This window comes from Paenibacillus sp. H1-7, assembly GCF_022354825.1.
Lineage (GTDB): Bacteria > Bacillota > Bacilli > Paenibacillales > NBRC-103111 > Paenibacillus_S.
This window is the reverse complement of record NZ_CP031168.1, coordinates 4,991,999-5,004,497: the sequence shown is the minus strand read 5'-3', so window position 1 is coordinate 5,004,497 and position 12,499 is coordinate 4,991,999. Positions and strand designations below refer to the sequence as shown.

General features: G+C 48.2%; 10 protein-coding genes and 1 pseudogene. 7 read left to right on the top strand and 4 right to left on the bottom strand.

Going from position 1 to position 12,499, the window contains the following annotated elements:
- Positions 1-27: 27 nt before the first annotated feature.
- The 4 genes from DVH26_RS22070 to DVH26_RS22055 all read right to left on the bottom strand — a co-directional run bounded on the left by DVH26_RS22070 (position 28) and on the right by DVH26_RS22055 (position 4,822).
- The gene (locus DVH26_RS22070) at positions 28-1,446 is read right to left on the bottom strand and encodes a PQQ-dependent sugar dehydrogenase (RefSeq protein ID WP_239625430.1); all 1,419 of its coding nucleotides are present in this window, start codon (positions 1,444-1,446) and stop codon (positions 28-30) included.
- Between the two features lie 76 nt (positions 1,447-1,522).
- Entirely contained in the window at positions 1,523-2,212 is a 690-nt protein-coding gene (locus tag DVH26_RS22065; protein ID WP_239625428.1) for a L,D-transpeptidase family protein, read from the bottom strand.
- Between the two features lie 45 nt (positions 2,213-2,257).
- On the bottom strand, positions 2,258-3,115 hold the full coding sequence (locus DVH26_RS22060; RefSeq protein WP_239635454.1) for an SDR family oxidoreductase: 858 nt from the start codon (positions 3,113-3,115) through the stop codon (positions 2,258-2,260).
- 63 nt (positions 3,116-3,178) lie between these two features.
- Positions 3,179-4,822: a thiamine pyrophosphate-binding protein gene (locus DVH26_RS22055; protein WP_239625426.1), complete on the bottom strand. Its 1,644-nt coding sequence runs from the start codon at positions 4,820-4,822 to the stop codon at positions 3,179-3,181.
- A 135-nt stretch (positions 4,823-4,957) separates the two neighbouring features.
- On the opposite strand from DVH26_RS22055, the gene DVH26_RS22050 reads away from it, so the two are divergent.
- From DVH26_RS22050 to DVH26_RS22025, 7 genes and pseudogenes are all read left to right on the top strand, one after another.
- Positions 4,958-5,278: a hypothetical protein gene (locus tag DVH26_RS22050; protein WP_239625423.1), complete on the top strand. Its 321-nt coding sequence runs from the start codon at positions 4,958-4,960 to the stop codon at positions 5,276-5,278.
- Positions 5,187-5,426 (top strand): gluconate 2-dehydrogenase subunit 3 family protein, encoded by a 240-nt coding sequence (locus DVH26_RS37370; RefSeq protein WP_481857615.1) that lies wholly within the window; start codon positions 5,187-5,189, stop codon positions 5,424-5,426. Before DVH26_RS22050 ends, DVH26_RS37370 begins: the two co-directional genes overlap by 92 nt.
- Positions 5,427-5,584: 158 nt before the next feature.
- Positions 5,585-6,820 (top strand): annotated as a pseudogene (locus tag DVH26_RS22045) (GMC oxidoreductase).
- Positions 6,821-7,528: 708 nt separating this feature from the next.
- Positions 7,529-7,870 (top strand): DUF1801 domain-containing protein, encoded by a 342-nt coding sequence (locus tag DVH26_RS22040; RefSeq protein ID WP_239625421.1) that lies wholly within the window; start codon positions 7,529-7,531, stop codon positions 7,868-7,870.
- 49 nt (positions 7,871-7,919) lie between these two features.
- A complete protein-coding gene (locus DVH26_RS22035) occupies positions 7,920-8,486 on the top strand; it encodes a dihydrofolate reductase family protein (RefSeq protein ID WP_239625418.1) in 567 nt (188 codons plus the stop codon).
- Positions 8,487-8,735: 249 nt separating this feature from the next.
- The gene (locus DVH26_RS22030) at positions 8,736-10,001 is read left to right on the top strand and encodes an ROK family protein (RefSeq protein ID WP_239625415.1); all 1,266 of its coding nucleotides are present in this window, start codon (positions 8,736-8,738) and stop codon (positions 9,999-10,001) included.
- Between the two features lie 102 nt (positions 10,002-10,103).
- On the top strand, positions 10,104-12,494 hold the full coding sequence (locus DVH26_RS22025) for an alpha-glucuronidase family glycosyl hydrolase (protein ID WP_239625412.1): 2,391 nt from the start codon (positions 10,104-10,106) through the stop codon (positions 12,492-12,494).
- Positions 12,495-12,499: the final 5 nt, after the last annotated feature.

Below are 12,499 nucleotides of genomic sequence, written 5' to 3'. Positions count from 1 at the left end.
ACCGGATGGAGGCTTTCTCACATAGGATTATGGAATAATTTCAAAAACAGTACCTTGGTTGGAATCAGTTACTTTCATTGATCCATTAACCCCTAAGTAAAGACTGGATTGATTCAGATTTGTCCCTAAGCTAACGTAATAAGCTGATTGATCTCCAAAATCATAGTCTGGTTCGATAAATCCAAAATCATTAAGATTACAATCCGTCCTTACCTTGGTATAAGCTAAAACCCCTCTTACCGGAAGTTGAGAAGCCCGTGCCAGATCGGTAAACACAACGTTTCCTGCTAATTGGGGGATATCCTTTCCCATATAGGGCTGGACTCCTGTAAGTGAAGTGGCTCCAAACTTACCGGGTCGCGGTTCTTTATGATAATAACTAAGTAAAGGCTGAAGACGCTGAACCGAAGTTTTTATCGCTTCATCGTAATAAGCAATTGTTTTCTCATTCAACTCCGAATTCGAAGAGCAGCCTTTTATAATCGAAGTAGGAAAGGCGCCTTCCCATCCTCTCCAGCCAAAGTTAATAAATCCTTCTTGGTCCAGCCCGGTATTCATGATAAAAGCTTGAACAAGCCGAGTAACCGGCATACGTTTATAATGAATGAATGAGAAAATCGTCTCAACGAGATCCTGTCCGACATTTCCTATATATTTAATGTAGTGGTTATAGAACCTTTGAAATGAAATGCCAGGAATATTGCGGACTCCTTTTGCAATGACCGTAAGCGTTTCCTGGATAGGAAGCGGCAGCTCATTAAACCGTGTAACAACGGGAGGATTATCGATAAATGTATTCTTTCCGACATCCATTTCAATAATTTTACCCGCGATTTCCATATCATCTTGGCTTAAATTAAATGGATCATAGCCCGATCCGCCATCTCCGGTTGTTAAAACAAGATTCCCTGTTTCTGGTGAAAAATTTAAGCTATTGACACCATTATGATTTAAAAACGGTCTTCGTATATACAGCAATGTCCGCTTTTTATGAGGTTGACCATTCGATTGTAAAATCCATTCTTCAACGGTATCAATATGATCATAATGATTTTCTCTATTTACCCACTTCATATTTAGAGTATTAGAATCACACGGGTTAGGCTTAAAGGATTCAAATGCACCGGGAAGAGCGCCTGGACCTTGGGTTCCCGCCACTGAATAATGAAGATAAAACAGACCGTTAAAATAAAAATTCGGATGAAATGCCAGCCCTAGCAAGCCCCGTTCATCATATCCACCGCTGGAGGCACCCAGCTTGATTATTTGTGGGCGAATATCTAAGAATGTCCTTATAACGCCGTTCCCTATGTAAAAGATCTCGCCAACCTGGGTTGCAATAAATAATCTTTCCATAGAGTCCCCAGGGAGTATAGCTGTTTTCAAAACAGTGGGCAGGTTTAACCTACTTGCAATAGGTCGTAAACTAACCTTAACATTTATCAATTAACGGTCCGCTCCTTCTCATTTTTCTATAAGAATATGATTAGAGCTGATAGGTTAGTACCAATGTACGGTTTCTTCATTCCAGCAATCCCAGTTGTTCGTACACCTTTACAGTGACGATACCGTTAGGAGCCAGTCCGCGATCCCGTTGGAATTGCTTTATTGCAGCAGTTGTGTCCGAACGGAACTTGCCGTTACATATTCCCTTGAAATAACCGGCACTTTTTAGACGGGACTGAATGAGCTGCACGTCACCTCCGACGTCGTCCTCCGCTAAATCTCTCGGCTCATGATTCGAATCTCCCAACACATGCCCGTTAATTTTGACAATGGTGCCAATAGGTATCAACTCATATAATTCTTTGACATCCCTATTGCGCATTCGGATGCATCCATGACTCAAATGCTGTCCAATAGAGTCAGGCCTATTGGTTCCGTGAATTCCATAATTTCCCCACGGGACGTTTAAACCAAGCCAGCGCGGGCCAAAGGAAGGAGCCCAATCTTTCCCTTTATAGACAATTTGATATTCTCCCACTGGGGTAGGAGTGGACGGATTGCCGACGGCTATGGGATACGTTTTGTATATTTGCCCTTGAACCCGTACGATCATTTGATGGTGCTGCGGGTAAACTTCTATAATGTACATTCCTTGTTCAGCGACAATCGGCAAGGGCGGATCGGCATGAACAGGATAGTCAGCTATGGTCAAAATGACTAAAGCCGCAATGATGGGACGTAGGAGAAGGTTTACTAGGTTTCTCATTTTTATTGTCTCCGTAGAAATATTTCAACTCTGGATATAGCTTAGCTACCCGTTCATAATGACCCCGCCGGTGACATGAATAAACTGCCCGGATACGTAAGAAGAATCGTCCGAAGCCAAATATACATATGCGGGTGCGACTTCATACGGCTGCCCTGCACGCTTCATCGGGGTCGTTGCACCCCAATTGGCCACTTGCTCCGCTGGAAAGGAAGCAGGAATGAGGGGGGTCCAGATCGTACCCGGAACAACTCCGTTAACGCGTATGCCTTTACTGTGGAGCGATTTGGACAAGGAGCGTGTGAAAGCTACGATCGCTCCCTTGGTTGCCGAGTAATCCATTAACTGTTCGTTTCCTTCATAAGCCGTTAGCGATGCGGCGTTAACGATAGAAGCGCCTTGTTTCAAATGTGGTAAAGCAGCCTTCGTTAAGTAAAAGATGGAAAAGAAGTTCGTGCGGAATGTTGTTTCCATTTGTTCGGAGGTGATCGTTTCGAGACCGTTCCGGACATGCTGCTCCGCTGCGTTGTTGACCAAAATATGAAGCTTGCCGAAATGCTCGATCGTTTGCTTTACCACCTGCTGGCAAAACGTTTCGCTACCTATATCTCCAGCGATGGTTATGCAGCGGCGGCCTTTTTGTTCTACAAGCTGTTGGGTCTCGGCCGCATCCGTATGCTCGTTCAAATAAACAACGACCACATCCGCACCTTCTTTGGCGAAGGCTAGAGCAATGGCACGCCCTTGGCCGCTGTCTCCACCGGTAATAATCGCTACTTTGTCCTTAAGCTTGCCGCTGCCCTTGTAATCGGGGTTGTCAAATACGGGTCTCGGACTCATGTCTGATTCAATGCCTGGCTGCCGGTTTTGGTGTTGAGGCGGGTAGGGGGGAGCAGGCTGCATTTGCGGTTCGGTTTGATTAGGTTGTTGGCTTGTTGTTGGCGACATCGGATCGATCTCCTTTGGTTATGATTTGAAATCGGGATGCGGGATATTAGCTGTTCGTACGTCCAACAAAACCGGTTTACTCCCGGATAAAGATTGCTGTAATGCTGTTTCAAGTTGTGCAACAGTTTCAATCTGGCAGGCATTCCAGCCGCAAGCTTCTGCGACTTTAGCGAAATCCGGATTGGTCAGCTCAGTCCCTTCGGGCTGCAGCCCTTTCATAAGCATTTTGTCCCGTTCCATTTGTAAGGTTCCGTTGTTGAAAACAATAACGACAACCGGCAGTCGGTACTTAACCGCTGTTAGCAGATCAGCCATGACCATGCCTATGCCTCCATCACCCGAGATGCAAATAACTTGCTTGTCCGGAGAGCTTAGCTTTGCCGCGATTGCAGCCGGCAATCCCGCTCCCATTGTACGCCAGCGTTCGGACAGCAGCACTCGCTGGCTTATGGCCCGGAAATTTCTCAGAAACCAGAGCGTTGAATCTCCTTCATCCAGGGCAATTACTGCATCCTCGGCAATATGCTGCTCCACGGCTTTAATAATACTTGCGGGATGAAGCGGGGAGGTCGCTTGATTTCTCTCGGTGTCATTTTGTACATACCATGTTTGTTTGCATTCCTTAATTTGACGTATCCAATCCGGATCAGGAACAAAAGGCTCTAGCTCTTCCATCAGGTTGAAAAGAATTTCCGTGATATCTCCGGTCAGTCCTGCTGCCATACGCATGGAAACTCCGAGACTCACCGGGTCACTTGCGATATGAACAACCTGTGCTTGATGGGGGACGAGTCCTTCAGGCCACCAAGTAGTTTCTATCGCCAAAACAACGTCTGCCTGCTTGAACAGACCGGCGACATTCGGGTTTCCGCCTTCTCCGATTCCATGCAGCATGTGGGGGTGCGAATCAGGGACTGTTCCGGATGCACCATAGCTTAATACGATGCCGCATCCCCATTGTTCGGCAACGGTTTGAATGGCTGCCGTGTGAGCTCGGGCTTTGCCGCCAACCAACAGAATAGGCCGCCGGGCAGATTTCATGAGCTTCAAGGAGTGCCGAATCATAGATGGATCAACAGTTGAAACGGCTGCCGGCTGCATCATAATCGGCTTCAGTGTTGTAGTTAGAGCAAACACATCCATCGGGATGGATAAGTGCGATACGGTTTTGGAGGAAACCGATGTTTGCATAGCCTGCACAAGCGATTCATATATCGTGTCCGGATGGACAATAAGCTCGCTATAAGACGATACGGCTTGCACCATTTGTTGCTGATTGATGAACTGCTTGCAGCTTGTGCCGATCTTGTTCAACGGGGCTTGTCCAGTAATTGCGAGTACAGGCGCTTTATCAAGAAAAGCATCACCCAATCCGTTCATCAGATTGGCTAACCCCGGTCCCATCTGTGCGGCGCAAACGCCGAGGCGGCCCGTCAGTTTGGCTTCGGCCGAAGCCATTAAGGCAGCAACGGATTCATGTTTAACGGCAATGAACGAAATTGCCTCTTGCTTTGCAATAGCGTCCATGAGTCCAAAAATGGCATCCCCTACGACTCCATAAATCCGTTGTCCTCCCCAGAGGCGCAGCTGTTCAAGGATAGCATCGGCTACGGTGATGTAGCGAAGCGGCGGTGCAGCCGCAATCGAACTCTTATCTGACATGGTTTTGGACATCCTGGTACCCCTCACATGGATCTGATATCTACCCATAGTATGCTCATCTTGTTATGGGAATAGTTCCTCAATCCGGGGGAATAATGGAATCATCTAACATGCATGTGGAAAAGAGGATGCAGGATGAATTGGTCTATGTGGTCGATTGAACGAGTGCTCATTTTATTCGTCAGCCTGGCATTTCTAATGATGAGTATCCAGGTAACTATGTTTCATTACCGGCAAAATTTTCACCATAAAGCAATGTGGGTGCCCGTCATTTCCTCGCCGATTTTCTTCCTGACGGGAGTGATCCTGACCTTATATAACGTAAGCTGGCTGCACACTTTGTTTATGGCGCTAATGTGGCTTGGTGTCGTATCGGGATGTATCGGCTTTTACTTCCATTTCCGGGGGGGAGGAGTTCGAGTCGGCAGGCGTTCCCAAGGGTCAGGTGCTTCTTAAAGCTGGGCTTCAAGCGATTGAACAAGGGGCTCAGTCACAGTATGACACTTCATTTTTGAATCTGGATATAGATCAGCAAAAACAATACTTGCAGCATATTAGCGAATCCACCGCCAAACCTAATGAGATTTGGAACGAAATCCCGTAAGAGGCCCTATTTAAAAAGCTTTTGAATCTAACGGTCGAATCTTACTGCTCCCATCCAAGAGTGTGGTCCGAGATCGGTTATGCAGGTCCGGCCTATCCGCGAGGATATATACGCACTGAGTTAGGACAATTGGACCCATGGGAGGCGCAGCCAAAACGATGATCAAACGAAAATATGAGGACGAAGAAGTCGATGTCGTCATCGTTGGAGCGGGTGCCGCAGGAGGCGTGCTCGCTAAAGAATTAAGCGAAGCAGGCTTGAGCGTTGTTATTCTGGATGCGGGACTGTTTCGCGATCCGCAACAAGATTTTGCCAGTGACGAGTTGTCGATGAAAAACCTGGGGTGGCAGGACACCCGAATTGTAGATGGCAGCGATCCGCTAACCATGGGGCACAACAATTCCGGCCGGGGTATCGGGGGAGGAACGGTTCATTTTACTGGCGTATTTTTGCGTTTTCACGATACGGATTTCAAAGCGAGAACGATTGACGGCGTGGCCGATGACTGGCCTATCAGCTATCAAGATTTGGAGCCCTATTATGCGAAAATTGAAAAGGACATAGCTGTGTCCGGTCCCAAGCATTTTCCCTGGGGTAATTACAACGGTCCTTACCCGTATCCGGAAAGGGAGCCGCTCAGCCCGAACGCGTACATGTTTATTAACGGATGCGAAAAGCTTGGCATTCGCTCGTCCGTAGCGCCTCTTGCCATTCTCTCGGCACCTTTCGAAGGGCGCCCTCCATGTATCAATCGGGGCTTTTGCAATCAAGGATGTATGCCGGACGCCAAATTCAGCACACTTATCGTTCATATTCCGAAAGCGAAATCCATTATAGTTCACAGCAGCCAGGATGTTTATGCCAAATTTGACGAGGAAATCAGACAGTATAAAGGAACTCCTGTTTTAGCAACCACCCAGGATTTTTACCGTACCGATCCGAACAACAATTTCGTCCGAGGCTATACCCTTCATTCGCATGGTCCAGACCGGTCGAGTTTGCTAACGGAATTTCGAAAGCTCAGGGCAGACCGATATGGGGAGATCGATTAAGGGACGCTGTTCAGTTATGGTGACAACGATCGCAGGCTCATCGATCATGCGGTAGGCAAAATGAGCGCAATCCTTAAAGCGGCAGGCGGTAAAGTCGAATTTGTCATTCCCGATACCGCTCATATGATGGGGGGGCTGCCGGATGGGTGACGATCCGGAATCCTCGGTTGTCAATTCCTATGGACAAACGCACGATATTCCAAACCTATTTCTTTGCGACGCGAGCATCTTTGTTACCTCAGGTGCCGGGAACCTACAAACACGGTCATGTCGCTAGCATTGCGAACAGCGGATTTTATTAAGGAAAAGATGAAAAAGCTGGAATTGGCAAGGTCGGTCTAACCGGCCTTTTTGCATAATTGCTTGTATTGTGTATAGGCAAATTCATCCGCACTCCGTTCAACCTGCAGGAGCCGGTACATGTCGATGCTTTTACCGCATTCTTCAATTCGGTCTGGTATGCATCAAGGCTTTTTATTTTATTCAGCTGCAATTGGGATAATACATCAATAAGATGATAGCATTCATGGAAGAAAATAAAATAAGGAAGCGCATTTTTGCTTATTGCATAATGGGATAATACTTGTTGTTCGTCTGCAGTAATATATCGGTCATACGGAATTTGAATATAGATTTTGGCTTTGGTGCCTCTCCGGTTTAATACAACCGATCCGCCATAAAAAGGCCCCCAGGAAATACAGAGCGTACATTGGAAAGAAGATGGGAACTCACTGGAGATCAATGATAATTGATAGAGCAGTCTTTTCTCCCAAACCCGAAGCCGGAGCTTTTTCCAATTGCGTATGACTAAAAAACGTTCAGTAAGCATTGCACCCCCCCCCCTTGGTTCCACCATACAGCAGAGCACAATTCATATACAATGTGAATTTTAGGAATTTTCGTTAGCACCTGTATGTCTGTCACAGGACAGGGATTCTCTCTGAAAATAGCAAAAAAAAAGAAATTGCAGCCCTCTGTTTGTGCTACTATTTTAGTAATAAGTCGACAGTATTAATATGAACGAAACTTTAGGAAGGGTGGAAGAGGATAATGAGGAACGAGGAAGTTACAGCTTTTATCGAAAAATTGGGAGCACCGTGGCAGGTGGAGCTCTCTAACCGACTTCGAGAGATGGTTCATCAAACGATTCCAGGGGTAGAGGAACGGATTCAATACAAGAAGCCCCATTTCCTGAAAAACGGCCATTATGCAGCGGTTATTTCCCCGTCAAAGGATGCGATCGCTTTCATGATTATGAACACGACGGATGTGGAAGTCCCGAAGGGCTTCGAAGGTCCGCCGGAACGCAGGTGGCTCAAAATCAAAGAAGGGGTTACTCCCGACTATAACCAGCTCTCTGAACTGCTGGCTCAAGCATCTCAAACGCTTTGACACAATTCGGCGGCCCAGGATTGGAGTGCAGTATAAGGAGGACTATAGATTGGGAAAAGCAGTATTAACGATGCAAATGTCGTTGGATAGCATTGTCACCAATACAGATCAATGGATGGAATTCAGCGATGAAATTTTGGAAGAGTATCTTGACTATTACAATAAGATAGATCGGATCGTCGTTGGAGGAAATACGTATGCGGAGTTAGCGGAGTATTGGCAAAATGCCGAGCGATCCTCCGAGTCCGTTCTTGAGCGCACGATCGCAAAGAAAATAAACGACATTCCGAAATCCCTCGTCTCCCGGTCGCCTCAAGAGCTTCTCTGGAGAAATTCAGAGCAAATCTTGATTCAGGATAGCAATTCCTTCGTGCAGGAAATACAGGCATTGAAGAATAAATCAACATCAATCTCCGTCGAGAGCGGCTTGAAGACCTGGCAGCTATTTATCGAGCATGAGCTTTATGACGACCTTTGGGTGTTCGTTCATCCTGTAATCGTTTCTCAAGGCGAAAGATTATTTGAACCTTCCGATAAACAGCACAAACTCCAAGTAATAAGCAGTAAAACATATAGCAATGGCGTGATAGGTTTATACTATCAGAAAAAAGTGTAGGATGATGGACGAAGATCTAATACGGGTATGAAAGCTTAATATATAACAAATTGCGGCTGCCGATATTTGAAGGCAGCCGTGTTAGTTTCTAATGGACTGGATAATAGTGTGAAAAAAGGCTTACAACAATACGCAATCGATTCAATTGGGAAATTTTCCCGTTGTTTCTTGGTACCGAGGGCCTTCCAAGAGAAGTAAGGGGAAATGGGAACAATTACCGATTTCCTATTGTGCGCAAAGAAGCTTTTGATGTATGATAATTATATCTTAATCATTAAGTTAATGGAGGTTACACCTATTCAAGCTAACAACAAGATCGCATACCTGCAGCAAGTGAAACAGTACAATATGGCGGCCATTCTGAAGCAAATATGGCGGATGGAGCAAGTATCGAGGATCGAGCTTGTTGAGCAAACCGGGCTAACGTCGGGCACGATCACCAATCTGACTCATGAATTAATAGAGCTTAAAGTCATTCGCGAAAAGGAGTCCGTCTCCGGGCATGTCGGGCGCAAAAGAATCCTGTTAGGCTTCGACCCCGGATACTACCGAATCGTCGGTCTTGACATCGGTCGAACCTCCTTCGAAATCGTGGTCAGTGATTTGTGCGGAACCATTCTTAAGACAGTGGAGCGTGAAATCCTGCAATCGAGCGGACCTGATATCGTTGAGCGCGAAATAATACCGATCCTTCAGACCATCAAGAACGAAGCGGAGCAATCGGGCTGCCGAATTCTCGGCTTGGGTGTCGGGGTGCCAGGACCGATCGACTACGGCAGGGGAAGATTGTTGAACCCGCCGAATTTTCCCGGCTTTAACGGCTTTGAGCTGCGTCAACTATTGGAGGAAGAGCTGCAATGGTTAGTCGTTATTGAAGATGATGCGCGTACATCGGCTCTGGCTGAAAGCTGGTACGGCATCGGCCGTAACATAGAAGAGCTTGTTTTTATAACCATGGGAATTGGCATTGGCGGAGGCGTTGTGTCCGGCGGCGACATCATACGCGGGACGAACGGGCTCTGCGGTCAGGTCGGGCATATGACCATTGCGCACAATGGCAAACCTTGCGATTGCGGCAACAAGGGCTGCTGGGAAACGGTTGGCTCCATGCCGGGCATATTAAGCCGGTGGGCGGGCGTGGGTACGATGGATGATTTTGTAACCGCCGTGCGCAAGGGAGATCAGGAAGCTGTACATTGTATGGATGAGACGCTTCAGTACTTGGAGACGGCGTTGATCAATATATATAACTTATATGATCCGCAATTGGTTGTGCTTGGTGGCAAATTGCTACCGTATCTGAAGGAATACTTGCCGGCAGTACAGTCCAATTTGCAGACCCGTCTGTACGCGTTTGCCAGAGAGAGGCTGATGCTGAGAACGTCTACCTTCGGTGCATCCCAAAGCGCCTATGGAGCAACCGCTCTGCTGTTCGGAGCTTTGCTGAGCGAACCGCTTAAGCTGCTTTCCGATCTGAGTCCAGCAAGACAGGACGGCAGCAATCAAGAGGTATGAGTAGCGTGAAACATAGAGTTTTGCCAATGGCAGAACTCGATCGCGGTCAATAAACTTAATCATTAAGTTAAAAGTAAACAACGAAAACGGAGGTTGTCCGGCATGAGCATGTCCTACCTCGATTTGACTCACTCAACCGTAGTTTATTCGAGCGAAGCAAAAGGTGCGGAATCCAAAGCAGTCGATGTCTTGATTGAGGAACTGGCCAAGCGGACAGGAATGGTTTTGCCGCGTTCGTACGCCTACCCGGCGGAGGAAGAAGCTGTGATTGTTATAGGGACCGCTGAATCCGTTAAGCAGATAGGAGGGATTTCGTTTCCAGGGCCGATTCCGGCTATGGAACCCGAGGGATATGCTCTCCGAAGCGTGATGAGCAAGCGAAGCGGAACGGTCTTTATCATTGGAGCTGATCCTCGCGGGGTTCTTTACGGAGTAGGAAAGCTGCTTCGTGTCTTGAGATGGGGAGAGAAGAGGATTGGATTGGATAGCGAGCTTACCTTGACGGAGTCTCCCCGCTTCCCCCTTCGCGGGCACCAGCTCGGCTATAGACCCAAGAACAACGCATACGACGCATGGAGCGTGGAGCAGTTCGATCAATACATCCGGGATCTGGCCATATTCGGAGCGAATAGTATCGAACTATTGCCGCCAAGAACGGATGACGCGGCCACCAGTCCGGTGATGAAGGCAGAGCCGATGGAGATGATGATCCGCCTGTCAGAAATCATCCATTCCTATGGACTCGATACATGGATATGGTATCCGAATATCGGCCGGGACTACACCGATCCGATGACGGTCAAAGCGGAATTGGCGGAGCGCGAAGCTGTATTCAGAATGCTTCCGCATCTTCAGCATGTGTTCATTCCTGGTAGTGATCCCGGAACGATGGAGCCGGAGCTTCTCTTTACATGGTGTGAGAAAGTAGCGGAGCTTCTCCAGCGTTATCACCCTGACGCCAAGCTGTGGCTATCTCCCCAAAGCATGAATGACGACCCGGTAAGATGGAAGAACGCCTTTTATGAACAGCTGAAAACAGAACCGGATTGGCTCGGAGGCATCGTGTTCGGCCCTCATGTTGACGAAACGCTTCCTATACTGCGCAGTATCGTTCCATCCCGCTATCCGATACGCCGATATGAAGACATCACTCATAGCTTTCACTGCCAATATCCGGTCGCCGACTGGGATGTTTCGTTCGCCCTGACCTTAGGCAGGGAATGCGCCAATCCGCGGCCGTCCGCACAAAAGCACATCCATAATTTGCTGGCACCTTACGCGGCAGGCAATATTTCTTACTCGGAAGGCATCAACGACGACGTGAACAAATTCGTATGGACCGTTCAGGACTGGAACCCGGAAACACCGGTCATCGAAACATTAAGAGAATATGCGAGATGGTTCATCGGTTGTGATCAGGAGGAAGGAGTCGCCCACGGATTGCTGGCACTGGAGAATAATTGGAGCGGCCCTTTGGCAGCCAACGATGGTGTGGAGACGACTCTGCTCCAGTGGCAGCAGATGGAGAAGGAAGCGTCCTTGCAAGTGCGGAACCATTATCGGTTCCAGATGGGCTTGCTGCGCGCTTATTTCGATGCATATACGAAGCGTCGGCTGTTTTATGAAACCGAGCTAGAGTATCGGGCCAAGGAAGTGCTTCGAGATGCGAAGAGCATGGGTGCACTGGCGGCCATCCGTCTCGCCGAGCAGATTCTTGACCGCGCCGTAACCGAGCCTGTGGCACAAGATTACCGCAGACGCTGTGACGAGCTGGCCGATGCCTTATTTGCATCGATAGGATACCAATTGACGGTATCCCGGCATTTTGCCATTGCCCGGGATCGTGGCGCGTTTATGGATACGATTCAAGCCCCGTTGAACGATGCCTGCTTGCTGCGGGTTCGATTCGCCATGATTCGTGAAGAGGCCGACGAGACGAGGCGGCTCGAGATGATCGGCGAATTGCTGAACCGGGCAAATCCGGGGCCGGGAGGCTTTTACGACAATTTCGGGTCGAGCCGCAGCAGCCGTCGAGTCGATTGGGGACCCGGTTGGGAGAGAGACCCAGGCTCCTTGTCGTCGCCAAGAATCGCGCACGCCGTCTATTTGGCTTCAGGCAGCCTTCCCGAAGCGAAGGAGAAGGCGCTCGGCGGCATCCCGCTCGCCTGGATTCAACACGTGAATGTAATGCTGGACACCCCGCTCCTCCTGTGCTATGAGAATCTCAATCCTTCAACCGATTACAAGATGAAGGTCGCCTTTCTCGGGGAGGTAGGAACCGGAGCTCATAAGACATCTCACGTGAGGATTACGGCTAACGACGATCACTTGGCCGCGGAAAGAGTAGAGGTGCCTGGGGGAACTGTGACTTTGTATGAAGCGTTCATCCCGGGAGAAATAGTTCGTGATGGAGTTCTAAAACTAGCCTTCCTGCGCACGAAAGGGACCAAGCGTTTAAATGTAGCGGAGTTATGGTTAACCCCTATTACATGATTACT

Excerpts from the sequence above, each read along its gene's own strand:
- DVH26_RS22030 (WP_239625415.1), top strand. The coding sequence starts at position 8,736 with ATGTATGATAATTATATCTTAATCATTAAGTTAATGGAGGTTACACCT.
- DVH26_RS22065 (WP_239625428.1), bottom strand. The coding sequence starts at position 2,212 with ATGAGAAACCTAGTAAACCTTCTCCTACGTCCCATCATTGCGGCTTTA.
- DVH26_RS22055 (WP_239625426.1), bottom strand. The coding sequence starts at position 4,822 with ATGTCAGATAAGAGTTCGATTGCGGCTGCACCGCCGCTTCGCTACATC.
- DVH26_RS22050 (WP_239625423.1), top strand. The coding sequence starts at position 4,958 with ATGAATTGGTCTATGTGGTCGATTGAACGAGTGCTCATTTTATTCGTC.
- DVH26_RS22040 (WP_239625421.1), top strand. The coding sequence starts at position 7,529 with ATGAGGAACGAGGAAGTTACAGCTTTTATCGAAAAATTGGGAGCACCG.
- DVH26_RS22025 (WP_239625412.1), top strand. The coding sequence starts at position 10,104 with ATGAGCATGTCCTACCTCGATTTGACTCACTCAACCGTAGTTTATTCG.
- DVH26_RS22060 (WP_239635454.1), bottom strand. The coding sequence starts at position 3,115 with ATGCAGCCTGCTCCCCCCTACCCGCCTCAACACCAAAACCGGCAGCCA.